Origin of the sequence: Streptomyces sp. NPDC056480, assembly GCF_042795405.1 — a bacterium.
Lineage (GTDB): Bacteria > Actinomycetota > Actinomycetes > Streptomycetales > Streptomycetaceae > Streptomyces.
On the sequence record NZ_JBHTSA010000112.1, the window covers coordinates 1 to 25,134 of the forward strand.

The following is a 25,134-nucleotide window of genomic DNA, read 5'->3' on the forward strand; positions in this document are numbered from 1 at the left end:
GGGTTTCCCTGCTGTGCCTCCGTCAGCGGGGGACGGTGCACTCGAAGGCGTGGAGGTACGCGTTGACCGGCCTGATCTCGCCGATCACGAGACCCGCGTCCGTGAGCCGGTCGACCATGCTCTGCCGGGTGTGCTTCGCACCGCCGACGTTGAGGAGCAGCAGCAGGTCCATCGCGGTCGTGAACCTCATCGACGGAGTGTCGTCCACGAGGTTCTCGATCACGACGACCCTGGCGCCGGGGCGTGCCGCCGCGCGGACGTTGGCGAGCGCCCTGCGGGTGCTGTCGTCGTCCCACTCCAGGATGTTCTTGATGATGTACACATCCGCCTGGACGGGGATGTCCTCACGGCAGTCGCCGGCCACGACACGGACGCGGGGGCTCAGCGCGCCGCCGTCCCGCAGGCGCGGGTCGGCGTTCTGCACCACTCCGGGAAGGTCGAGCAGCGTGCCGTGCAGGGTGGGGTGCCGCTCCAGCAGACTTGCCAGGACGTGCCCCTGACCGCCTCCGATGTCGGCGACGGAGGAGGCCCCCCGCAGATCGAGCAGGTCGGCGACGTCCTGGGCGGACTGCCGGCTCGACGTGGTCATGGCCCGGTTGAACACGTACGCGGATTCGGGCGCCTCCTCGTTGAGGTACGTGAAGAACTCCTTCTCGTACACGTCCTCGAAGGCGTTGCGGCCGGAGCGCACGGCCTCGTCGAGCTTGGGCCAGACGTCCCACGTCCACGGCTCCGTGCACCACAGGGCGATGTACCGCAGGCTGTGCGGGTCGTCCTCGCGCAGCAGTCGGGACATCTCCGTGTGGGCGAACGTGCCGTCGGCGTTCTCCGTGAAGACGCCCTGGCAGGACAGCGCGCGCAGCAGGCGACGCAGTGTCCGGGGCTCGGCCCGCACCGCGGCCGCCAGGTCCTCCACGGTCATGGGCGTGTCGTCCAGGGCGTCCGCCACACCGAGGCGGACGGCCGCGCGTACGGCGGCGGCGCATGCCGCCCCGAACACGAGCTCCCTGAGCCGCATGGGCGGCGGAGGAGCCGGATCGACAGTCGGGGAAACCGGATCAACAGTCGTCATCTGTCGCCTTCTCTGTGCTGTGGTGCCGTGGGTGGGGAAGCGGAGCCGACCGTCAGCACATGCCCGCGGGCTCCGAGACCCCGCAGGTGTTGCCGCGGAAGGTGTTGCCCTTGCCGGTGTCGCGGTTGGCTAGGTCGGCCGAGCCGTTGCGGAGCACGACGTTGTCGCGGATCTCGTTGCGCTCGTTGAGGGCGCCCACGAAGCTCTTGAAGAGCACGATGCCGCCCGAGAGCGGCGAGGCGCCGACGTTGTCCACGATCCTGTTCTCCACCACCAGCGTCTCCTCGGCGCCGGTGAGGACGATGCCCGAGCCCTGCAGGAAGGGCAGCCGGGGGGTCTTGGGGCACAGCTTGTTGTTGTCGTGGATGTTGTTCTTGCGCAGGGTCATCGCCCCGGCGCGCGGGGTGGACTCGTCGCCGACCACGAACACGGCGGCGCAGTTCCCGGTCGCCTCGTTGCGCGCGACGGTCAGGTTCCGCAGGCGCCGTACGGTGAGGCCGATCCGGTTGCCGGAGACACGGTTGTGGCTGATCACCGTCCCCCGGGCGTCGACGGCGCCCGCCTCGGTGTCGGTGGTGTTGGAGACGAAGAGTCCAGCGTCGGCGTTGTCCCGGGCGACGTTGTGCGTCAGGACGCTGCGTACGGACCGCTCCAGGGCGATGCCCCAGTTGCCGTTCTTCTCGGCGGTGACCCGGTGGATCTTCAGCCGGTCGGTCCGCGACGCCCACAGGCCGTTCTTGGTGAAGCCCTGGAGCTTCAGCGAGCGCACGGTGACACCTTCGACGGGCCGGTCGGCGGTCCCGGTCACACAGACGCCGTGGCCGGCCGTCGCGCAGGCGTCGGCGGCGGCGGCCTTGCCGGGCACGAGGACGGTGGGGAAGACGGTCGAGCCCCGCAGGGTCAGGTTCGACGTGGTGATGCGGACGCTCTCACGGTAGGTGCCCGGGGAGAGCACGATCGTGTCCCCGGGCTTCGCGGCGTCCACTGCTTTCTGGATCGATTCGCCGGGCTTGACCCGGTGCACCGTCCGGTGGGCGGCCGCCGGAGCGGCGGCCCCCATCCCCGAGACCACGAGGGTCACGGTGCACGCCAGGTAGGCGATCTGTCGTCTGGTCATACGGCGAAGCTATGAGCGGGCCATCGGCCCCGCCACCGCTGATCGTCCAGGCGGACCTAGGCATACCTCCCTGCGGTCCACACGGTGGGCGTGGCGCGCGCGTCCTGAGGGGAAACGCCGCGCCGCCGTGGAACATGGGGGGCCGCCGGGGGCGCCTCTTCGGCGCGGCGGGCAGGGAAGGGGTTCGGATGCGCAAGTGGTGGCCTCTGGTGGCGATCTGTCTGGGCACCTTCATGCTCCTGCTGGACGTCACGATCGTGACCGTGGCGCTGCCCGCGGTGGCGGCGGACCTCGGCACCACGCTCTCCGATGTGGAGTGGGTGGTCGACGTCTACGCCCTGGCGCTGGCGTCGCTGCTGCTCGGCGTCGGTTCCCGTGCCGACCTGATCGGCCGCCGGAGGGTGTATCTCGTCGGACTGGTCGTCTTCACCGCGGCGTCGGTGGGATGCGCGGTCGCCCCGGACGCGGGTGTGCTGATCGGCGCCAGGGCGGTCCAGGGACTGGGTGCCGCCGGGATGTTCGGTACGACGATCGCCCTGCTCGGCACGCACTACAGCGGCCGGGACCGGGGGGTGGCCTTCGCCGTGTGGGGCGCCACCAACTCGGTCGCCGCGGCGGCCGGGCCGATGGTCGGCGGTCTCCTCACCCAGTACCTGGACTGGCGGTGGATCTTCTTCGTCAACCTGCCGGTCTGTCTCGTCGCCGTCGTGCTGACGCTGCGCTCGGTGCGCGAGGCCAAGGTCCACGGCCGGCAGCGTGCCGACGTCCTCGGTGTGGTCACCTTCACGGTGGCGAGCGGGGCCCTCACGTTCGGGCTGATCCGGGCCCACTCCGAGGGCTGGACGGCGCCCCTCACGCTCGGCCTGTTCGCGGTGGCGGCCGTCGCCCTCGCCCTCTTCGTCGTGGTCGAGACGAGGCACGAGCACCCTGTCCTCGATCTGTCGCTGTTCCGCAGGCCGTCGTTCACCGGCATCATGGTCAGCGCCCTGTTCCTGCAGGGCGCCGCGTTCGCCTCGCTCCTGTTCGCGTCGCTGTGGATGCAGTCCGTGCTGGGGTACGAGCCCGTCGAAGCGGGTCTGTACATCCTGCCCATGTGCGCCGCGGCGTTCCTCGTCTCGGCGCTCGCGGGCCGATTCGGTCCCTGGCCGCCCCGGGCGTCCATCGGCGGAGGGCTGGCGCTCATCGCCCTGGGTTCCGGAATGCAGGCCACCCTCGACGCGGGGTCTTCGGGCAGCGGCATCGTGGCGGGGCTCGTCGTCTCCGGCCTGGGGGTCGGGCTCGTGACACCGAGCCTGGCGGCGGCCGCCCTGGCCACGGTGCCGCCGGAGCGCGCAGGCATGGTGGGCGGTGCGGTCAACACCTTCCGCCAGCTGGGCTTCGCCTTGGGGATCGCCGTGTTCGGCCTGATCTTCCAGTCGCGGATCGAGAACGTGCTCGAGGCCGACGGCGGTGTGCAGGACCCGCACGGGACGGCGGCGGCCCTGAGCGGCGGACAGGCCCGGTCGATCGTCGCCGGCCTGCCGGAAGGCGAGCGCGCCGAGATGGCACACCTGGTGCGTGAGGCGTTCGCGTCCGGCCTGAACGCGGTGCTGGTCGTGGCGGCGGCGCTGGGTGCGGTGGCCTCACTGCTCGTCGTCGCGACGGTGCGCGTCCCGACGGGCGGCGCCGAGCAGCAGAAGCCGGAGGCGGGCGCGCGTCCGCACGGTCAGGAGACGCCGGCGGACGCCGCCCTGTAGCGGCGGCCGCCCAGGACGTGCGGCACCGCGCGACCGCTGCGGCGCGGCCGTGCGCCGGCGGACGCCCGCGCACTCGGCGGCACGCTCGGGAGACCGGTGGCGGAACGTGAGATTCGACTGATGTTCCCCCAGGCGTACGGATGTTGACGTTGCATCAGGGGCGATCATACACACGGATGTTTGGGTGCAAGTCGGTTGAGCCCGGCGCGGACATGGAGGTTCATTCCGGGCAGTGGACGGCTCTTGACGGTGCTTTGGCGGTGTGCGAATCTCTCGACAGGTCTGGACCAATGGTCCGCATCGGACGGGGCTGTAGATACCAGACGCCTCGGGGCATCCTGGCATGTCCGGCGGTCCTGACCAGTCACGGCCGTCGACCGGTCCCCGGGGGGTGGATCCAGGTCGCACGGCGGCCGGATCCGTCATCGAACCCGGATGCCTCGGACCGCCGTTGGCGTCCGAAGCACCGAGTCGCGGTAGCCCGTGCCCCACGCCGGCGTCCGCACGTTCCCCCGCGCTGCTCCTCCGCTCTGCTCCGACGTCCTAAGTGAGCCGCCGATGTCCGAAGTCCTGCCCTTGACCGACCGCATTCCGGCCTCCCCCGCTCAACAGGGGATCTGGCTGACCGATCGGCTGGGACTGGCCCGCGAGGCGTTCCACATGCCTGTGCGGATCTCCTTCGAACGGGTCGACACAGCGGCGCTGGTCCGCGCCGTGACCGCCGTGACCGGGCGCCACCCGGCCCTTTCCGCCCGTCTGGTGGAACGCGAAGGCCGGGTCTGGCAGGAACCAGCGGCATGCCGGCCCGAACTGGAGCAGTTCGAAGCACCGGAGGACGAGGCCGACCTGGAGAAGCGGCTGGAGGAGGAGGCCGCTCGTCCGTTCGCTCTGGAGACCGGTCCGCTCAGCCGCTTCACCCTGCACCACCGCGCCGACGGGAGCGCCGAACTGCTGGTCACCGCCCACCACTCGGTCTTCGACGGCAACTCCAAGGACGTCCTGACCCGGGACCTCGCGGCCGCGTACGGCTCGGCGGCCCCGCCCGCGCCCACCGCACCGGCCGCATCGGGGGCGCCCGTCGCGCTCGCCGCGCCCCCAGCGGATCCGGACACGGTACGGCGGGCTGCCGAGTGGTACGGGCCGCGCTGGGCCACCGCCACCGGACCGGTCCTGCCCGGCGCGCCGCGCACCCCGGCCACCGCCGGTGCCGCCGGGGTCGCCGGGGTCGCCGTGGTCGCCGGGGTCGCCGGGGTCGCCGGGGTCGCCGGGGTCGCCGGTGCCTCCGACGCCGCAGGGGCCGCAGGGGCCGGAGAGGCGGTCGAATGGCGTCTCGACGCCGTCGAGGCCCGCGAGTTGGCCGCCGCGGCCGCACTCGCCGGCACCACGGTCTTCGAGTTCCTGCTCGCGGCCCTGCACGGGCTGCTGCGCCGCTACGGCGGCGAAGCGGTGCCGGTGTCCGTCCCGCTCTCCACCCGGACGGCCGAACTCCACGACGAAATAGGCATGTTCGTCAATGAGCTGCCCGTCCACGCGCCCGCCGCCGACGCGTCGCAGACGTTCGCCGGATTCGCCGCGGCCGTCAGGGCCGAACTGCGGGCCGGATACCCGTACCGCAGCGTGCCCTTCGGCGCCGCCGTCTCCGGTCTCGGCCCCCGTGTCGGGCTCACCCCGGTCTCGCTCGGCTACCGCCGGCGCGGTCCTGACCCGGAGTTCGCCGACTCCGGCGCCCGGATCTCCTGGGCCGTGTACAACCGCACCGCCCGCAACACCCTCCACCTGCAGATCGTCGAGGCCCCCGAGGCGCCCCCCGCCCCGGGCGGCGGCCTCGACTTCAGCCTCCAGTACGACCCGGCCGTGCTCGCCCCGGACGCGGCCCGCCGTATCGCCGGCCACTACCGCACCCTGCTCGCGGGCGCGATCGCCTCCCCCGGCGCCCGCCTGCTCGACCTGCCGCTCCTGGGTGCCGCCGAACTCCGGGCCGTCACCACCGCGCCGAACGCCACCGACCGGCCCTACCCGGCCGACCGGACCGTGCTGGACCTGGTCCGCGCCCAGGCCGCCGCCACCCCCGACGCGATCGCGGTCAGCGCCGGCGGCCGCCGCCACAGCTACCGCGAACTGCTCCTCCGGACCGAACAGTTGGCCACCATCCTGCGCACCGGAGGGGTCCGGCCCGGCGACCTTGTCGCCCTCCATCTGGAGCGCACCGCCGACCTGCCCGCCGCGCTGCTCGCCACGCTCTCCACCGGCGCGGCGTACCTGCCGCTGGATCCCGGATATCCGGCCGAACGCCTCGCCCTCGTCCTGCGCGACTCCGGAGCCGTTCTCGTGCTCGCCGACCGCGCACCCGCGCCCGCGGTCGCCGATGCCGCCCCCTCGGTCCTGCGGCTCCCGGCGCCGTCGCCCCAGGAACCGGCCGAGACCTCACCCGGCCCCTCCCCCGACGCCACCCCTGACACCGCACCCGGTCCGGACGACGTGGCGTACGTCCTCTACACCTCCGGCTCCACGGGCCGCCCCAAGGGCGTCGCCGTCGGCCACCGGGCGCTGGTCAACCTGCTCACCTCCTTCGCCGACCGGCTCGGATCCGGCCCCCGGCACGCCTGGCTGGGCCTGACCTCGCTCTCGTTCGACATCTCCGCGCTGGAGCTCTACCTGCCGCTGATCACGGGCGGCCGCCTGGTCCTGGCCCCGGACGGCCTCGCCGTGGACGGCCCCGGGCTGCTCGCGCTGATCGGCGGTGAGGGCGTCACCCACGTCCAGGCCACCCCGTCCGGATGGCGCGTCATCCTCACGGCGGGGACCGGCGTCGACGCGCTCGGCACCGTCACGGGCCTGGCCGGGGGCGAGTCGCTTCCGCTCCCGCTGGCCCGCGAGCTGTGCGCGCGGACCGCCCGGCTGTTCAATGTGTACGGGCCCACCGAGACGACCATCTGGTCCACCTGCGCCGAGCTCCCCGCCGTACCCGAACGGGTAGGGATCGGCCGCCCGATCGCCAACACCCAGACCTACGTCGTCGACGAACAGCTGCGCCCCACCCCGCTCGGCATCCCCGGAGAGCTCGTGATCGGCGGGGACGGCGTCGCCCACGGCTACCTCGGCCGACCCGAACTCACCGCCGAACGCTTCGTGCCGAACCCGTTCGGCCCGCCCGGCACCCGGCTCTACCGCACCGGCGACCAGGCCGTGTGGACGCCCGACGGGGAGCTCGACTTCCTCGGCCGGATCGACGACCAGGTCAAGATCCGCGGCCACCGGATCGAGCTCGGCGAGATCGAGTCGGCCCTCCTCGAGCACCCGGCCCTGACCCAGGCCGCCGTCGCCGTCCGTACCGAGGAGGACGGTGAGCCCTTCCTGGCCGGCTATCTGGTCCCGGCCGTCGGCACCTCGGCACCCGCCCCCGCCGAACTGCGCGACCACCTGACGCGCACGCTGCCGGCCGCGATGGCGCCGCAGCGCTGGCTCACCATGGAGCGCCTGCCGCTCACCCCGAACGGCAAGCTGGACCGGCGGGCCCTGCCCGTACCGCCGCGCGAGGTCCCGGCGCAGCTCGCCGACTCCGGCAGCGACACCGACACCGACACGTGCTCTGACGCCGACGAGACGACCACGACGGTCCGCCGGATCTGGGCCGAGGTGCTGGGTCTGCCCGACGTCGGCCCCGAGGACGACCTCTTCGACCTCGGCGGGCACTCGCTGACCGTGGTCCAGATCGCCGCACGGATCCGCGACGCACTCGGCGTGGAGGTCGACTTCGACGTCTTCTTCGACGTCCCCACCCCGGCCGGCATCGCCGCCGCCGTCCGCGAACGCCGGTAGCCCCTCCCCCGGTACGCCGGGCACGGCCCTCCCGGCCGTGCCCGGGCCCCGCCGCGTCCGCACCCCCTCGATTCCTCACCGAACGCCCGAACAGGAACCCGATGACGGATACCCAGGACCTGCCCACCGGCTGGTCCCCAGCCAAGCGTGCCCTGCTCAGCCAGCGGCTGCGCGGCGCCGCAGCCCCCGCCCGGGTGGTGCACCCCCGCCCGGCGGACACCGCCCCGCCGCTCTCCAGCGGTCAGGAACGACTCTGGTTCATGGACCAGTTCGCTCCCGGTTCCACGGCCTACACGCTGGCACCGGCCCGCCGGTTCCGGGGACGGTTGGACCGCGCCGCACTGGATGCCGCGCTGACCGACCTGCTGACCCGGCACGAGAGCCTGCGGATGACCTTCCGCACCACCGAGGCCGGTACCGCAGAGGTCGCGGTCGCCGAACCCGCGCCGTTCGCCGCCGTGTATCTGGACGCCCGTGCGGACCCGGATCCGGAGGCGCGTGCCGCAGCCGAACTCGGCGCGGTGATCGCGGAACCCTTCGACCTCCAGACCGGCCCGCTGCTGCGCGCCCTGGTGGTCCGCATCGCAGCGGACGACCACGTCCTCGCCCTGGTGATGCACCACATCATCAGCGACGGCTGGTCGATCGACCTCCTCCATCGCGAGCTCGACCTCCGCTACGCCCATCACGCGCACGGCGCGCCGGGTGAACTGACGCCCCTCGACGTCCAGTTCGGCGACTACGCGGCCTGGCAGCGGGACCGCCTGGAGAACGGGCAGCTCGCCGCCTCGCGTACGTACTGGCGCACCGAGCTCGACGGCGTCCCGGCCCTGGAGCTCCCCTCCGACCGGCCCCGCCCGCCGCTGCTCACCTTCGACGGCGCCGCGACCGAGTTCCGCTGGAGCGCCGACCTCGCCCACCGCATCGGCGAGGTGGCGCGGGCCCACGGCGCCTCCATGTACATGGTGCTGATGGCCTCCTTCCAGGCCCTCCTCGGCCGCCACAGCGGTCAGCGCGACTTCGCCGTCGGCTCAGCCGTCGCCGGCCGCCTGCACCGTGAACTCGAGAACGTGGTCGGGGCGTTCGTGAACATGCTGCCGATCCGCGCCCGGCTCTCCGCCGACCTCGGATTCGGGCAGCTGATCGACCGGGTCCGCGAGACCACGCTCGACGCGTACGCGCACCAGGAGGTGCCGTTCGAGCAGATGGTCAGCGATCTCGCGGTGGAACGCGACGTCAGCCGCGCCGCCGTCTTCCAGACCACCTTCGCCTTCCAGAACTACGGCGACCACGCCGCCGTCCCCGCGGCGGGGCCCGCGGGCCTGGACTCCGAGGGCTTCGGCTACGAGGCCACCACCACCCACGCCGACCTCGCCCTCTACATGCGCGAGGAGTCGGACGGCGGCCTCTACGGTCTGTTCACCTACCGCACCGACCTCTTCGACGCCGACACGGTCGAGCGCTTCGCCGAGCGGTTCGAGCTGCTGACCTCGGCCGGCGTTGCCGACCCCGGACAGCGGGTCGACCGGATCCCGATGCTCAGCACGGCCGAGCGGACGGCCGTCCTCGAGACCTGGGCCGCCGGTCCCCCGCTCCCGGACGGCGGCCCCGCCACGCTCACCCGGGCACTGGCCCGCACGGCGGCCCGGACGCCCGACGCACCGGCACTGGTCTTCGAGGACCGCACGCTCACCTACGGCGATCTGGACCGCCGCGCCGACGCCCTGGCCCGGCGGCTCCGAACGCTGGGCGTGGGCGCGGACGACCGGGTGGCCGTCTGCCTGGAGCAGTCCCCCGAGCTGGCGGTCGCCCTGGTCGCGGTCCTCAAGGCCGGTGGCGGCTACCTTCCGCTCGACCCCGAACAGCCCCCCGCCCGCCTCGCCCATCTGGTCGCCGACGCCGGTGCCAAGGTCCTGATCACCGACACGGTGCTGCGCGCGCGGTTCGGCGACCACCCGGCGGTCGACCTGCTGACCGACGACGGCACCGACGACGGCACCGACGCGACGGAGGAGGACGGGGCGCCCCTGGAGGAGGTCTCGGGCCCCGACCACCTCGCGTACGTGATCTACACCTCGGGCTCCACCGGCACGCCCAAGGGTGTCGCGGTGCAGCACCGCCAGTTCCTCAACTACCTCGCGGGCGCGGGCGAGCGGCTGCGGATCGAGCCCGGGGCCTCCTTCGGGCTGCTGCAGTCGCTCTCCTTCGACTTCAGCATGACCATGCTCTACCTGGCCCTCACGACCGGCGGCCGGGTGCACCTGCTGCCGCGCCGGATCGCGGGCGTGGAACTGGCCGCGGAGCTGGAACGGGCCGGTATCGACTATCTGAAGATGACGCCCTCGCACCTGGCCGCCCTGACCGCCGACGCGCCGCTCGAGCGGCTGCTGCCGCGCCGTGCCCTGGTCCTCGGCGGCGAGGCCAGCAGCTGGTCCTGGGCGGCGGGCATCGCCGCGCTGGGCCGGTGCGCGGTGTTCAACCACTACGGGCCGACCGAGGCGACGGTGGGGATCACCGTCCACGAGGTCACCGCCGACGGCCTGGACGCGCCCGGCAGCACCCCGATCGGCAGCCCGCTGGCCGGCGGGCGGTGCTACGTGCTCGACGAGGCCCGCAACCCGGTTCCGCCGGGTGTCACGGGTGAGTTGTACCTGGGCGGGGACCGGCTGGCCCGTGGCTACCTCGGGCGGCCGGACCTGACGACCGAGCGGTTCCTGCCCGATCCGTACGCCGCTCCGGCGGGCACGGAGTCGTACGGCACCGGCCCGGCGGGACTGGAGTCGTACGAAGTCGGCCCGGCGGGCACGGAGTCGTACGGAACCGAGCCCTCCGGGACCGACGGGGGCGCCCCGAGGACCGGCGGCCCGCGCATGTACCGTACCGGCGACCTGGCGCGCTGGCGGGCCGACGGGACACTGGACTACCTCGGCCGCGGCGACGACCAGATCAAGGTCCGCGGCTACCGGGTCGAGCCCGGCGAGATCGAGGCCGCGCTGACCGCCCTGCCCGGCGTCACCCAGGCGGTGGTCCTGGCCCGCGGCGAGGGCGTCCGGCAGAACCTCGTCGCCTACCTGGAACGCCCCGCCGGCGGGGAGCCTCCGGTCACCGCCGAACTGCGCGCGGCCCTGGGCGAGGTCCTGCCGGACTACATGGTCCCGGCCCGCTACGTCGTCCTCGAACGGCTGCCGCTGCTCGCCCACGGCAAGGTCGACCGGAAGGCGCTGCCCGCGCCCGAGGACGGCCCGGCGGCCGGTGCCCAGGTCGACCCCGAGGGCGAGACCGAGCAGGTGATCGCCGCCCTGTGGGCAGATCTCCTCGATCTCCCCCGGGTCGGCGCGCTGGACGACTTCTTCGAACTCGGGGGCCACTCCCTGCTCGCCACCCAGGTGGTCGCCCGGATGCGGCGGGCCTTCCCCGACCTGGCCACCCCGGTCGGCGTGATGGACCTCTTCACGTACCCGACGGTCCGTCGGCTGGCCGGGCTGGTGGCCACCCCCGAGGCCGACCGCGGGCCGCGCCGGCTGCTGCACCTGCTCACCCCCGAGCGCCGCGCGGTGGCCGCCAGCGTGGTCTGCGCTCCGTACGGCGGCGGCAGCGCACTGATCTACAAGCCGCTCGCCGACGCCATGCCCGCGGACTGGGCCCTGCACTCCATCGCCGTGCCCGGCCACGAGCTGGGCGAGGAGGCGATGGACATCGACGAGGTCGCCCGGCTCTGCGCGGAGGAGATCGTCGCGAACGTGGTGGGACCGCTGGTGCTCTACGGGCACTGCGGGGTCGGCGTCCGGCTGACCGTGGAGATCGCCCGCAGGGTGGAGGCGGCCGGCCGGGAGATCGACGCGGTCCACCTCGGAGGCATCTTCCCGTTCGCCCGCCCGAAGGGCCGCGGCGCCGCGCTCGCCGAGCGCTTCGCCGAGCTGTCCGCCCGTCTGCGGAGCGACCAGGGCATGATCAACGCCCTGGCCGCGGCGGGTCTCGACGTGGACGAGGTGGACGAGGAACAGCTGCGGCTGATCGTGCGCAACCGCCGGGTCGGCACGAAGGGTGCCGAGCGGTACTTCGGCGAGCTGTACGAGAGCGAGGGGGGCACCCTCGCGGCGCCGGTGATCGCCGTCTGCGGCGACCGCGATCCGGCGACCGAGTTCTACGAGGAGCGGTTCCGCGAGTGGCACCGGATCACCGGCACGGCCGCCGTGGTGGTCCTGGACGAGGCCGGGCACTTCTACCTCAAGTACCGCGCCGAGGAGCTGGCGGACATCCTGACGGGGGTGCACCGCTCGATCGCCGCCGGCGAGGAGGCGCGCCACGAACGCACCGACGGGGCCACCTGGTGGCTGGCCGGCCTGTCCCGGGATACCGCGGGGGCGGGCCCGGACCCGGACCTCGGCCCGGAGCCCGGGCAGCCGGTGACATCGGAGCGCTCCGGGACACCGGGGAGTTCCGGGGCACCGGGGAGTTCCGGGACACCGGAGAGATCCGGGATGTGGGAGAGATCCGGGACACCGGAGGGAACCCGCGAGACAGGCGGGCGCCGTCCCGTCCGCCCGACCATGGGCCGCTTCCTGACCATCGCCACCGGCCAGCAGCTCTCGATGATCGGCTCGGCCCTCACCGAGTTCGCCCTGCCGATCTGGATCTACCTGCAGTCCGGCTCGCTGTTCCATCTCGGTCTGCTCGCCGCCTTCGGCCTGGTGCCGGGCATCGTGGTCGCCCCGTTGGCCGGCGCCATCGTCGACCGCGGAGACCGGCGCCGGGTGATGCTCTGGGGCGACGTCGCGGCCGGCCTGACCCAGGCGGCCCTGCTGGTGCTCTATCTCAGCGACGCGCTGGAGATCTGGCACGCCTACGTGACGATCTCCCTGCTCTCCGCCGCGCTGGCCTTCCAGCGCGTCGCCTGGGGCTCGGCGGTGCCGCAGCTGGTGCCCAAGCGCTTCCTCGGCCGCGCCAACGGTGTGGTCCAGATGGCCCTCGGCCTGGCCCAGTTCCTCGTTCCGCTGATCGCGGTCGGCATCCTGCACGTGATCGGCCTCGGCGGCATCCTGGTCTTCGACGTCGTCAGCTATCTGATCGCCACCGGCGTCACCCTGGCGGTGCGCTTCCCCGACGCGATGGCCGCCACCCGCCGCGAGAGCGTCGGCGCCGAGATCCGGGCGGGCTTCCGACGCGCGCTCGGAAGCCGGCACTTCAGGGCCATGCTGTTCTGGTTCGCGGTGCTGAACATCTTCCTCTCCCCGCTCTTCCTGCTCGTCACCCCGCTGGTGCTCTCCTTCTCCACGACCGCCGCCGCGGGCTGGGTCTCCACCGCGGCCGGTCTCGGCGCCGTCCTCGGCGGCCTCACCCTGCTGGTCTGGGGCGGCCCCCGTCAGTTGCGCCTGCGCGGCGTCCTGTTCGCCACCCTCGGCCTCGCCGCCGCCTGCGTCGTGACCGGCCTGCGGCCCTCGGTGGCCGTGGTCGCCTTCGGTGCGTTCGGCATGACCTACGGGCTCGCGCTGCTCAACGGGATCTACGCGACGGTCGTCCAGACCAAGGTGCCGATGCGCTTCCACGGCCGCGTGATCGCGGTGAACACCATGGTCGCCTGGTCCACCCTGCCGATCGGCTTCGCCCTGGTCGCCCCGGCCGGCCCCCCGCTGCTCCAGCCCCTGATGGACGAGGGCGGCGCGCTCGCCTCCAGCGTCGGCGCCCTGATCGGCACCGGCGACGGGCGCGGCATCGGCCTGCTCTACCTGGTGTTCGGCCTCGCCATGGCCGCACTGGTCCTCATCAGCTTCTGCATTCCCGTCCTGGCCCGCTTCGACCACGAAGTCCCGGACGCCGAGTCCGACGACCTGATCGGCCTGGAGACCCTGCGGGCCCGCGCGCTCAGCGCGGGCCCGGAGACACCGCAGGCCCGCGCGAAAAGCGAGACGAACGCATGACCTCCCCGACCCCGATCACCCGCCACCCGCTGACCGACGAGCAGCGCCGCCTCTGGTTCCTCCAGCAACTGAACCCACAGGACGCCGGGTTCAACATGTATCTGAACCGGCGCTGGAGCGGCCCGATCGATCCGCGGGCGCTCAGCGCGGCGCTCACGCGGCTCACCGCCCGGCACGGGGCGTTGCGCACCCGGTTCGCCATGGACGGCGAGCAGCCCGTCCAACTCGTGGAGCCCGTACGGGATGTCGAACTGACGAGGGTCCCGATACCGGACGCCGCGGAGGAGACCTTCACCGCGGCCTGCGCGCCCTTCGTCAACACGCCCTTCGACCTGGGCGAGCGCCCGCCGCTGCGGGCCGTGCTCGTCAGCGCCGGCGAGCACGAGCACGCCCTGAGCGTGGTGGTCCACCACATCGTCTCCGACGGCTGGTCGTTCACCGTGCTGTGGCGTGATCTGCTCGCGCTGTACCGCGAGGAGATCGGCGAGGGGCCGGCCGGACTTCCCGACCTCAAGCTCCGGTTCGGCGACTTCGCGGCCGCCGAGCGGACCCGGCTCGACGGCGGTGCGGCCGAGGAGGCGGTCCGGTACTGGAGCGGACGGCTGTCCGGTGTCAGCGCGCTGCGGATGCCGCTGGACCACCCGAGACCCGCCGAGCCCGCCCATCCGGCCGGCTTCGCCGAGCTCGCCCTGGGGCCCGACCTCGTAGCCGGACTCGACACCCTGGCCCGTGAGCAGCGCTGCACCCCGTTCATGGTGCTGCTCGCCGCCTACCAGTGCGTACTGGCCCGTTGGAGCGGCCACGACGACTTCGCCGTCGGCACTCCGTTGGCCGGACGCAACGAGACCGCCCACGAAGACCTGCTCGGCTACTTCTCGCGCACCGGGGTGATCCGAGCGGATCTGACGGGCGAGCCCGACTTCCGCACCGTACTGCGCCGGGTGCGCTCCGCCACGATGGCCGCGCTGTCCCATCAGGACGTCCCGGTCGAGCGGGTGGCCGCGGAGCTCGGACTGCCCGTGCTGCCCGGCGTCGGACCGCTCTACCAGGCGGTGTTCGTCCACCAGAGCCAGTACGAGCTGACCGGCGCCGACGAGCGGAGCGGACTGCCCGCCGGGGTCCGGACGGCGAGCATGGACTCCGGTTTCGATCGGGCCAAGACCGATCTGCTGCTGGACAGTTGGCGCACCCCGGATGGCGGGATGACGCTCTCGTTCTGCTTCGACCGGGAGCTGTTCGAGCGCGCCACGGTCGAGGGCCTGGCACGCCGGGTCCGCGGCCTGCTCGCCCGAGCCGTCGCCGACGTGGGGGTCCCGCTGCACGGTGACTGGCTGGTGCCCGGGGAGGAGCGCGCCGCGCTGCTGGCCCTCGGTGCCGGATCCGCCGTCGCGGAGGACGCCCGGCCGATCCTGCGCGGTTTCGCCGGTCAAGTCGCCGCCCGCCCCGACGCTCCCGCTCTCGAATGCGCGGGACGGGTCCTCACGTACGCGGAACTCGACCGCGCGTCCGACGAGTTGGCCCGGAGGCTGGGTCCGGTGGTGGCCGGTCGTACCGTGGGCGTCCGGATCGCCCCCTCCTTCGCCCTCGTCACCGCCCTCCTCGCGGTCTGGAAGGCCGGCGGCGGCTACCTGCCGCTCGACCCCGCGCACCCGGCCGAGCGCGGGCGGCTGATGCTCGGCGAGGCGGACGCCGCCCTGCTGCTCACCGGAGGCGGACACCCGGAGGCTGGGGGCACGGAGCTGGGTGTCCCGGAGTTGCGGGTCCCGGAGCCCGGTACCCCGGAGCCGAGCGTCCCTCAGCCCGGTACCCCGGAGCCCGGTACTCCGGAGCCGAGCGGCCCTCAGCCCGGCACCCCGGAGCCGGGCGCCCCTCAGCCCGGCGGCACGGGATCCGCGGACGCCGTGACACTGCCGGGGACCCAACCGGGCGGCCTCGCGTACGTCCTCTACACCTCGGGCTCCACCGGTGTCCCCAAGGGCGTCGCCGTCGAGCACGCGGCCCTGGCCGAGCGCGTCCGGTGGATGGCCGGGCCGGAGGGCTACCGGCTCCGGCCGGACGACCGGATCGTCCAGTTCGCCTCCATCGGCTTCGACACCCACGCGGAGGAGATCTGGCCCGCCCTGACCGCGGGCGCCTGCGTCGTCCTGTTGCCCGGCGGCGGCCGCACCCTGCCCGACCTGCTGCGCAGCGAGGCCGGGCGGTCCGTCACCGTGCTCGACCTGCCCACCGCGTACTGGCAGGAACTGGTGTCGCTCGGGGACCAGGCCCCCTGGCCGCCCGCGCTGCGCCTGGTGGTCCTCGGCGGTTCCGAGGCACGCGCCGTCACACTCGCCCAGTGGCGGGAGCGGCACGGCGACACCGTGCGGCTGGTCAACACCTACGGCCCGACCGAGGCCACCGTCATCGTCACCGCGGGGGAGCTCGGCGGCCGCCCCGCCGGCGGGCCCGCCGCCGAGGAGCGCCCGCCGCTCGGCCGTCCGCTGCCGGGGGTACGGCTCTACGTCCTGGACGAGCGCGGCGGCCTGCTGCCCGCCGGATCAGAGGGCGAGCTGTACATCGGCGGCCTCGGCCTCGCGCGTGGCTACCTGGCCCGGCCCGAGCTGACGTCGGAGGCCTTCCTGCCGGATCCGTTCGCCGGCGCCCAGGACGGCCGGATGTACCGCACCGGCGACCGCGTGCGGTGGCGCACCGACGGGCAGCTGGAGTTCCTCGGCCGCGGGGACGACCAGGTCAAGATCCGCGGATACCGGATCGAGCCGGCCGAGATCGAGGCCGCGCTCTCCGCCCATCCCGCCGTCGGCCGTGCGGCCGTGCTGGTCCGCGAGGGGCGCAGGCTGATCGCCTATGCCGTCCTGCGGCCGACCGCCGTGGAGGGGGCCGCGGCCGTACCGGCGGCGGGCGAACTGCGCGAGCACATGGCGCTGCGGCTGCCCGCCTTCATGGTTCCGGACGCCGTGGTCCTGCTCGACACCCTCCCGCTCACCGCCAACGGCAAGCTCGATGTCACGGCCCTGCCCGACCCGGAACCGGCGGGGGCCGCCGACGGGTACCTGGCGCCCCGCACCGAGGCCGAGGCCCTGGTGGTCGGCCTCTGGCAGGAGGTGCTCGGCGTACCGAAGGTCGGGGTACTGGACGACTTCCTCGCGCTCGGCGGGGACTCCCTCCTGGTCACCAGGGTCGCCGCCCGCATCCGGGCCGACGTCGGCCTCGACATGTCGATCCGCGACGTCTTCGAGAGCCCCACCCCGGCAGCCCTGGCGGCCCGGGTCGAGGCACTGCTGATCGCCGAGATCGACGCGCTCAGCGAGGAGGAGGCCGCCGGCCGGCTGGACTGACCGGCGCTCCGACCAACGACCGGCAGCACCGCCGGGCGGCAGGGTCCGCCCGGCGGTCCGACCTCCCTCCACGTCGCATCGCATCGCATCGCATCGCACCGCATCGCATCGCATCGCATCGGAGAACGCCATCACCACCACTGCGCCGCCCGCCTCGACGACCGTCCCGGAACTCCTCGACGCGCGGGCCACCGAACACCCGGACCACACGGCCCTGCAGGTCGTCGGCGGCGGGGAACTCACCTACCGCCGTTGGCGTGAGGAGGCGTTGCGCGCCGCCGTCGGACTCGCCGCCGCCGGGGTCGAACCTCACGACAGGGTGCTGCTGCGGTTCTCCAACACGCGTTGGGAGCGGTACGCCGTCGCGTTCCTCGCCGTCCAGTACGCGGGCGGGGTTCCCGTCCCGGTCCGTGAGGACCTGTCCGAGACCGACGCAGCCGCCCTCGCCGCGCTGGCCGAAGCCGGGACGGTCGTGACGGACGGCGGGCTGCCGGGCGTACCGGGCCTGGTGGAGCTGCGTCTGGACGCCCTGCTCGCGGCACACCCCGAGCCGCCGGACGGCCCGCCGCACCGGGTCGGCCCTGCCGACCCGGCCCAGGTGATCGGCACCTCCGGCACCACCGGCGCGCCGAAGGGCGTCGTCGCCGCGCACGGGAACCTGACCGCGGGCCTTGCCGTGCACCCCCGCCGCCGCGCCTACGCCCACTCGCGGCACGCCCTGCACGCCTTCCCGATCGGGACCAACGCGGGTCAGGTGATGCTGCTCACCGCGCTGACCGCCGCGCCCACCACCCTCAGCCTGCCGCGCTTCGACGCGGAGCAGTTCGGCACCGCGGTCGAGAGGTTCGGGGTCGGCACCGCCTTCCTCGTGCCCTCGATGGTGATCGAGCTGGTCAACGCGGGCATCTCCGGGCGGTACGACCTGAGCAGTCTGCGCCTGGTCAACTCCTCCGCCGCCGCCCTTCCCGTGCCGGTGGCGACCGCGCTGGCCGCTGCGCTGCCGGGCGCGACGCTGGTCAACACGTACACCTCCGCGGAGTCCTCGCCCGCGCAGATCTCCACCGTGGTCGACACACGCCGCCCCGGCTCGCTGGGCCGCCCTGCGGACCCCCGTGACCTCCGGATCCTCGACGCGGACGGGGTGCCGCTGCCCGCCGGGCAGGTCGGCGAGGTCTGGCTCCGCCAGCCCGGACCGCCGCGCGGCTACCTGGGCGCCGCCGGGCGGAGCGCCCAGGTGTTCCGGGACGGCTGGGTCAGGATGGGTGATGTCGGACGCCTCGACCCGGACGGCTATCTGTACCTGGTCGACCGGGAGAGCGATGTCATCAAGAGCGGCGCGCTGAAGGTCTCCACCCTGCGGATCGAGGAGGTGCTGCACGAGCACCCCGCGGTCGCCGACGCCGCCGCGCTCGGCCTGCCGCACGCCGTGATGGGGGCGGTCCCGGTGGCGGTCGTGGTGGCCGGGCCCGGCGGTCTCGACCTGGACGAGCTGCGGCTGTTCCTGAGCGCCCGGTTGAGCAGGGCCGAGCTGCCCGTCCGGATCCTGCGCGCGGACGACCTCCCCAGGAACCCGAGCGGCAAGGTGGTCAAGCACCGGCTCCGCACTCTGTTCGACGTGCCCGCCGAGCCGACCGGTCCCGTGGTCGCTCCGGCCACTCCGACGGAACTGCGGTTGGCGGCACTGTGGCGGCGCCTGCTCGGCCGACCGGTCACCGACGTGGCCGCCGAGTTCTTCGCTCTCGGCGGCGACTCGTTCCGGGCGGTCCAGCTCGCCGCCGGGATCAGTAGCGAGTTCGGGATACGGGCGGGCACCGCCGTGGTCTTCGAACGGCCCTCGCTGCGGGCCCAGGCGGCGTGGGTGGACGACCCCGACCGGCGGTCGGACGCCGCTGCCGGAGCACCGGCCGGGGCCGAGACCGTGACGCCCTACCTGGCCGCGCTCCGTGCGCAGCCGCATGCCGTCGCGCTCACCTCGCAGCAGGAGAACTTCTTCCGCTGGATGGCCGAGGCCCCCGGGCGGGACGCCGGCCTGGTGTCGGCGCTGTTCCGGGTGGTCGACCGGCTCGAACCGGAGACCCTGGGCCGGGCACTCACCGAGGTGGTCCGGCGCCACCCGGCGCTGCGAACCCGGTTCGAGACGGCGGCGGGCGGGGTCGTGCGGGCGGTCCTCGACGAGGAGCCACGGGTGCGGATCACGCTGACCGAGGCTCCGGGAGCCACGGACGCGGAGGTGGACGCCCTGCTCCTCGCCGAGCGCGACCGTCTCACCGACCTGTCCCGCGATCCGATGACGCGCCTCCTGGTGGTCAGCCGCTCGGAGACCGACCACGTGGTGCTGGTCGGCACGCACCACATGGTGTCCGACGGCTGGTCGGTCGGCGTGGTGCTCGCCGACCTCGGCGTCTGCTACTCGGCGCTGCGGCGGGGCCGGTCGGCACCGCCCGTCCGCTCCGGCCCCGGCTACCGGGAGCTGGTGGACTGGGCGAACGCGCACTGGCCGGTCTCGCGAGCCCACTTCGGGACCGCGCTGGCCGGAGCACCGGAGGCGGTCGAGCGGTTCGCCGGCCGCCGGGTGGTGGACGAAGTCCTCATCAAGGCGCACGAGTTCGAGGTGCCGAGGTCGCTGGCCGATGCCCTGCGGGCCCGGGCGGCCGCGCTGGGCGCCACGCCCTTCCTGGCCGTCGCCGCGGCCTGGACCGGACTGCTGGCGAGCCGCAGCGGCCACCCCGACCTGGTCGTGATGACCCCGGTGCCCGGCCGCCCCCGTCCGGACGCCGAGCGGACGGTGGGCTGCTTCGTGCAGTCGCTGCTCCTGCGGGTGGACGCGAGCGGGCAGCCTGGTTTCGCCGAGCTGGTGGACCGGCTGCGGGTCGTCTACAGCGAGGCGCTGGACCATCAGCTGTACCCGTTCGCCGAGTTCAGTCCGTCCGCGCCGTTCGCGGCCTGGCTCCGTTACGAGGCGTGGGCCGCGCCCGCGCAGCTGCCGGGCCTGGCCTGCGAGCCCTGGGAGCTGCCGCGCGGCAGCACCGTGCCCTGGCCGCTGCCCGGCGGCGACCGGGGGGTGCCCGAGCTGACCGTGGTCGAGCAGCCGGACGGCGGCCTGAGGTGCTGGCTGCAGTACAACGCCCTGGCCTTCGAACTCCCCGTGATCACCGCACTGTCCGAGGAGCTCACCACCGCTCTGGCCGTCGCCTGCGGGTGATCCGCCGGCGGCTGCGGCACGGCCCCGGGCGGAGCCCGGGAGGGTTCTTGACGGTCCGGGTCGGGCGGGGCGGAACCGGTCGGGTTGTCAGTCCGCTGAAGTAGGCTTCCCGCCACCGCACACCGACTCGGAGGACCCAGAGAATTGACCGGCCTGTCTGCCTTCCCGCTGCCCTTCCACACGTCCCGTTCCCTTCCGTTCGCGACACCGCGCACGCTGCGGGAGCTCGAGATGATGCGGTGCAGCTCCCACATTCGGGCGAAGCCGGAGTGGTTCGAGAAGATGAACGACGCCGACGTCGTCGCCCGGTGGACGAGGGAAGCGATCGACCAGGGCCTCACCGAGGCGCAGGTGCGCTATGTGCTCGCCGAACTCGCGCATTACGCCGCACTGCGGGACCCGGGCACCGGCATCGAGGTGTCGGCCGTCGACGGGGTCTGGCACTCCGACTCCCTGATCGACGACAAGCTGCAGGCCCGGCTGAGCGAGGCGGTCCGGGTTCTGGAAGAGGTCCCCGAAGAGGACAAGGACTGGCACCCCGGATCCGGCGGCCAGGTCCTGGACCTGGTTCATCCCTCGCTGTTCTGCCTGGTGAAGGAGGTGAGCGGGGCCCACGAGCGGGCCTGGAGGAACCCGACGAACCAGTACTCGAAGTACGAGTTCTCGGAGCGGTTCCAGTGGCTGCCCACGGACGTCGACGTCGATGCCGAAGGCGACGTCGCCTTCCGTTCGTACGTCAACAACGTGCATCCCGAGGCCCATCGCGAACTGGCCGCGGTCCTGCCTGACCTGTTCGCGCGCATGCGTCCGCTGCTGGAGAACGTGCTCACCGACCTGCGCCATCCGCGGCCCGTCCGGATCGAGACCGATCCGTGGGGTTGGTACGGCCCGGCGCCGAAGCGTCCGGACAAGTCCGCCTTCAACGATGACGCGGCCTACGACGAGGCCGTCCGCGCGTGGTCGAAGGAAGAGGACGACTGGTGGGAGAACCGCCGCCCGGTCGTCCCGGACGCCCCTGCCTTCACCGCGCCCGAGGTACCCGACGCGTCCGCCCGGGTGGACCTGCGCGGCCGTGGTCTCCAGGTCATCGTCAAGCTCGCCACCATCCACCTCACCCCGGAGAAGCCCGAGTACGCCGGCGGCTCCTGGCATGTCGAGGGGATGATGAACGAGCGGATCGTCTCGACCGGCATCTACTACTGGGACAGCGAGAACATCACCGAGAGCCGGCTGAGTTTCCGGGCCGCGCTCGACGACCCGGAGTACGAGCAGAACGACGACAACGGCATGCGGGACGTGTACGGGCTCGAGGACGAGGACGCGCTGAACCAGATGCTCGGATCGGCCTCGACGCCGGCGGGCCGCTGCCTGGCGTTCCCGAACGTCCTGCAGCACCGCGTCGGCTCGTTCCGCCTCTCGGATCCCACGAGGGCGGGGCACCGCAAGATCCTCGCGTTCTTCCTGGTCGACCCGTCGGAGAAGATCGTCTCGACGTCCGACGTACCGCCGCAGCAGCCGTGGTCCGACACCTCGACCATGACGCTCGAACAGGCCGAGGACTTCCGCGAACAGCTCATGCGGGAACGCAAGTTCTTCATCGACGAACACAACGAGCAGCTCTACGAGCGGGAATTCTCGCTCTGCGAGCACTGAGTCCGGCGGAGGGCGGGGAGCCGTCGCGAGGTTAGGGTGGGCGCGTGCTGCTCCACGTGAACGCGACCTTCGCGGCACTCCTCGCGACGCTGCTCGCCCTCGCCGCCGGTGTGGTCGCGGTCGCTCGGCTCGGCCGCCCCCGCGACACCCTCTCCGCCGGCGCACGCGCCGCCGTCCAGCTCGTCGCCGTCTCCCTCGCGATCGGCTGGGTGGTGCGCGTACTGCCGCTCCTGCTCTGCTTCCTGCTGCTGATGTACGCGGTGGCGGTACGCACCGCCGGCCGCCGCGTCGTCCCCGCGCCCGGGCGCGCCTGGCTGTGGACGGCGGTCCCGATCGCCGCGGCGGTGCTGCCCGTGGTCCTCGCACTCCTGCTCACGGGAGTCGTACCTCCCCAGGGAATCGCTCTCGTGCCCGTCACCGGCATCCTCATCGGTGGCGCGCTCACCGCCACCGTGCTGGCGGGACGCCGTTCCCTCGACGAGCTCGCCACGCGCCGGGGCGAGGTGGAGGCCGGTCTCGCGCTCGGGCTGACCGAGCGGGAGGCACGCATGGAGGTGGCACGCGAGGCCGCATCCGACGCGCTGCTCCCGGGCATGGACCAGACCCGTACGGTCGGCCTCGTCACCCTTCCCGGCGCCTTCGTCGGCATGCTCCTCGGCGGCGCGTCCCCCTTGCACGCCGGCGCCGTCCAGCTCTTCGTCCTCGTCGCCCTGCTCCTGGTCCAGGCCGTCGCCACCGCCGTCACCCTGGAACTCGTCACCCGCGGCCGCCTCGCCCGCGCCGAGCCGTAGCCACGTCATCCGTTCGTACGACAGCACGAGCACGCCGGACGGAAGCCCCGCAGAGTGGGTCACGACGTCGAGACGGGGAGGTGGCGATGCCGGCTCATACGATCCGCTGCTGCTCGCGGGAGCACGTGATCGGACCCCGTCGTGTCTGAGCCGCCCGTGACCACGGTCGGCACCGGCCACGCGGCCGAACGTGTCGTCCGGCCGCGGCGGGCACTGCGTGCCGGTCTCACGCACGCCGTGGCCGTCGGTGTGGCGGTGGCGCTCGGCATCCTGCTCCCGGCGATCGACGGCGGCTCCCGGGTCGCCGGGGACCGCGTCGTGGCCGTGCTGAACGTACTCGGTGTGGGCGTCCTCAGCGTCACCGCTCTGATCTTCTCGTTGATGTTCCTCGTCGTGCAGTGGGCCGCGGGCAACTTCAGTCATCGCCTCGCGCTGTTCCGCTCCGACCCGCTGGTGTGGCGCGTGTTCGCCTTCGTCATCGGAGTGCTGGTCTACTCCGTCACCGCGGTTCTTGCCATCGGCTCACGTGACACGGTGTCCGTGGCCGTACCGATCGCCGCCCTGGTCATGGCCGCCGTCGCTTTCGTGCTCGTCCGGCGCCTCCAGCTCGTCGCGCTGCGCTCGATCCAGCTCTCGCACGTCCTCGACGAGCTGCGCGACCGTGGTCTGCACGTACTCGACGTCTACTGCCCGCCGGGCGAGCCGGCAGGTGCCCGGGACTCCCCGCCGGGGGCGGTGCCGCCGCCCGGGACCGTCACCGCTTCGGTCCTCTGGCGCGGCAGGTCCGCGCTGGTCGAGCAGTTCAACCTGGTTCCACTGGTGGCCGCGGCACGACACGCGGGCGCGACGGTGGTACTCCGCGTGAAGGTGGGAGAGGTCCTCTACGACGGTGACGCGGTGGCGGACGTCCACCACGGCACGGTGCCGGTGGCCGAGGTCCTGAAGGCGGTCGTCGCCGGTCCCGAGCGCACCTTCCACCAGGACCCCGCGCTCGCCTTCCGGCTGCTCTCCGACATCGGTCTGCGCGCGCTGTCCTCGGCGATCAACGACCCCGCCACCGCCGTGCAGGCCCTTGACGCCGTCGAGGACCTGCTCCGCCACGCCGCCGCAGGACCGATCGGGCAGGAGTCCCGCGCGATCGCCGACGCGTCCGGCACGGTGCGGGTGATCCTGCCCGTGCCCGGCTGGGACGGTCTCCTCCGGGTCGGTCTGGACGACATCCTCGTCATCGCGCCCGCCATGCCGATGGTGCTCGCGCGCTGCCGGAGGCTCCTGACCGGGGTGCTCTCCGTCGCCCCCGCTCCTCTCCGACCGCCGCTGGAGGAGCGGCTGGCGTGGACGGAGCAACAGCTCACGGCCCGGCCCTCCTTCATGCGTGACGAGGCCGGTTAGGTCCCTGCCTCGGGCGGCCGGCGGGGCACATCCGTCCGGCAATGGGCTTGTCGGAGACCGGAATTCGCCCTCTTTCCGATGCCTGGGTGATGGGGCATGCTCGGTGGGGTTGCTGGGTCACCTGCGAACCGGTGGGGTCCCTGTGACCAGTGTCCCTTCCGGTATGTGACTTTCAAGGAATGATTGTGCGTACGCAGTCCACCACCCGTCCGGCCGACGCCTCCGGCACCTTCGCCCTGGGCGGCGACCTTCCCGTGAACCGTCTCGGCTACGGGGCCATGCAGCTGACCGGTCCCGGCGTCTGGGGCGAACCCCGTGATCCGGACGAGGCCGTCCGGGTCTTACGCCGCGCGGTCGAGCTGGGCGTCACGTTCATCGACACGGCGGACGCCTACGGCCCGAGCGTCAACGAGCAGCTGATACGCAAGGCCCTGCACCCCTACGCCGATGACCTGGTCATCGCGACCAAGGGCGGGGTGTCGCGCCCGGGTCCGGACGACTGGCGGCCCGACGGCCGGCCCGAGTTCCTGCGCGAGCGGCTGGAGCTGAGCCTGCGGCACCTCGGGCTCGAACGCGTCGACCTGTACCAGCTGCACCGGATCGACCCCGAGGTCCCGACGGCCGAACAGCTCGGCGCGCTGGCCGAGCTGCAGCGGGAGGGCAAGATCCGTCACATCGGGCTGTCCGAGGTGACGGTCGAGCAGCTCGAGGAGGCCCGCGCCCACGTGGACGTCGTCTCCGTGCAGAACCTCTACAACCTCGCGAACCGGTCGGCCGAGGACGTACTCGACTACGCCGAGGCCGAGAACATCGCCTTCATCCCCTGGTTCCCGATCGCCACGGGCGAGCTGGCGCGCCCCGGCGGCCCGCTGGACGCCGCCTCCCGGGTGCACGGCGCGAGCCCCGCGCAGCTCGCCCTCGCCTGGCTGCTGCGCCGCTCCCCGGTGATGCTCCCGATCCCGGGGACGTCCAGCACCGCCCATCTGGAGGAGAACGTCGCCGCCGCGCTGCTGCGACTCGACGACGAGGAGTTCGAGACCCTCACCGCCGCCGGCTGACAGCCGCGGCGCGGGGTCCCGGCCGGCGCGCGCCCGTGGCG

General features: G+C 73.2%; 11 protein-coding genes. 9 read left to right on the forward strand and 2 right to left on the reverse strand.

Annotated elements, in window-relative coordinates; genetic code table 11:
* Positions 1 to 22 precede the first annotated feature (22 nt).
* Both ACFQ79_RS32860 and ACFQ79_RS32865 read right to left on the reverse strand, forming a co-directional pair.
* Complete coding sequence (locus ACFQ79_RS32860) at positions 23 to 1,072, reverse strand: methyltransferase (RefSeq protein ID WP_383590218.1); 1,050 nt, start codon at positions 1,070 to 1,072, stop codon at positions 23 to 25.
* Positions 1,073 to 1,124: 52 nt separating this feature from the next.
* Positions 1,125 to 2,189 (reverse strand): nitrous oxide reductase family maturation protein NosD, encoded by a 1,065-nt coding sequence (locus tag ACFQ79_RS32865; RefSeq protein ID WP_383590220.1) that lies wholly within the window; start codon positions 2,187 to 2,189, stop codon positions 1,125 to 1,127.
* 188 nt (positions 2,190 to 2,377) lie between these two features.
* On the opposite strand from ACFQ79_RS32865, the gene ACFQ79_RS32870 reads away from it, so the two are divergent.
* The 9 genes from ACFQ79_RS32870 to ACFQ79_RS32910 all read left to right on the forward strand — a co-directional run bounded on the left by ACFQ79_RS32870 (position 2,378) and on the right by ACFQ79_RS32910 (position 25,093).
* A complete protein-coding gene (locus ACFQ79_RS32870) occupies positions 2,378 to 3,925 on the forward strand; it encodes an MFS transporter (RefSeq protein ID WP_383590222.1) in 1,548 nt (515 codons plus the stop codon).
* Positions 3,926 to 4,483: 558 nt separating this feature from the next.
* Complete coding sequence (locus ACFQ79_RS32875) at positions 4,484 to 7,744, forward strand: amino acid adenylation domain-containing protein (RefSeq protein WP_383590224.1); 3,261 nt, start codon at positions 4,484 to 4,486, stop codon at positions 7,742 to 7,744.
* A 101-nt stretch (positions 7,745 to 7,845) separates the two neighbouring features.
* Positions 7,846 to 13,662, forward strand: coding sequence for an amino acid adenylation domain-containing protein (locus ACFQ79_RS32880; RefSeq protein WP_383590226.1), 5,817 nt, complete (start codon positions 7,846 to 7,848; stop codon positions 13,660 to 13,662).
* On the forward strand, positions 13,659 to 16,997 hold the full coding sequence (locus tag ACFQ79_RS32885; RefSeq protein WP_383590228.1) for an amino acid adenylation domain-containing protein: 3,339 nt from the start codon (positions 13,659 to 13,661) through the stop codon (positions 16,995 to 16,997). Before ACFQ79_RS32880 ends, ACFQ79_RS32885 begins: the two co-directional genes overlap by 4 nt.
* A 130-nt stretch (positions 16,998 to 17,127) precedes the next feature.
* Positions 17,128 to 20,199, forward strand: a complete 3,072-nt coding sequence (locus ACFQ79_RS32890) for an AMP-binding protein (RefSeq protein ID WP_383590238.1) — start codon at positions 17,128 to 17,130, stop codon at positions 20,197 to 20,199.
* A 144-nt stretch (positions 20,200 to 20,343) separates the two neighbouring features.
* Positions 20,344 to 21,852, forward strand: coding sequence for a DUF4246 domain-containing protein (locus ACFQ79_RS32895; protein WP_383590230.1), 1,509 nt, complete (start codon positions 20,344 to 20,346; stop codon positions 21,850 to 21,852).
* 44 nt (positions 21,853 to 21,896) lie between these two features.
* A complete protein-coding gene (locus tag ACFQ79_RS32900) occupies positions 21,897 to 22,643 on the forward strand; it encodes an ABC transporter permease (RefSeq protein WP_383590232.1) in 747 nt (248 codons plus the stop codon).
* Between the two features lie 141 nt (positions 22,644 to 22,784).
* Positions 22,785 to 24,035, forward strand: coding sequence for a DUF2254 family protein (locus ACFQ79_RS32905; protein WP_383590234.1), 1,251 nt, complete (start codon positions 22,785 to 22,787; stop codon positions 24,033 to 24,035).
* Positions 24,036 to 24,214: 179 nt separating this feature from the next.
* Positions 24,215 to 25,093 carry an aldo/keto reductase gene (locus ACFQ79_RS32910; protein ID WP_383590236.1) on the forward strand — a complete coding sequence of 293 codons (879 nt, stop codon included), beginning with the start codon at positions 24,215 to 24,217 and terminating at the stop codon, positions 25,091 to 25,093.
* The last annotated feature ends 41 nt before the right edge of the window (positions 25,094 to 25,134 follow it).

Excerpts from the sequence above, each read along its gene's own strand:
- ACFQ79_RS32860 (WP_383590218.1), bottom strand. The coding sequence starts at position 1,072 with ATGACGACTGTTGATCCGGTTTCCCCGACTGTCGATCCGGCTCCTCCG.
- ACFQ79_RS32865 (WP_383590220.1), bottom strand. The coding sequence starts at position 2,189 with ATGACCAGACGACAGATCGCCTACCTGGCGTGCACCGTGACCCTCGTG.
- ACFQ79_RS32870 (WP_383590222.1), top strand. The coding sequence starts at position 2,378 with ATGCGCAAGTGGTGGCCTCTGGTGGCGATCTGTCTGGGCACCTTCATG.
- ACFQ79_RS32875 (WP_383590224.1), top strand. The coding sequence starts at position 4,484 with ATGTCCGAAGTCCTGCCCTTGACCGACCGCATTCCGGCCTCCCCCGCT.
- ACFQ79_RS32880 (WP_383590226.1), top strand. The coding sequence starts at position 7,846 with ATGACGGATACCCAGGACCTGCCCACCGGCTGGTCCCCAGCCAAGCGT.
- ACFQ79_RS32885 (WP_383590228.1), top strand. The coding sequence starts at position 13,659 with ATGACCTCCCCGACCCCGATCACCCGCCACCCGCTGACCGACGAGCAG.
- ACFQ79_RS32910 (WP_383590236.1), top strand. The coding sequence starts at position 24,215 with ATGATTGTGCGTACGCAGTCCACCACCCGTCCGGCCGACGCCTCCGGC.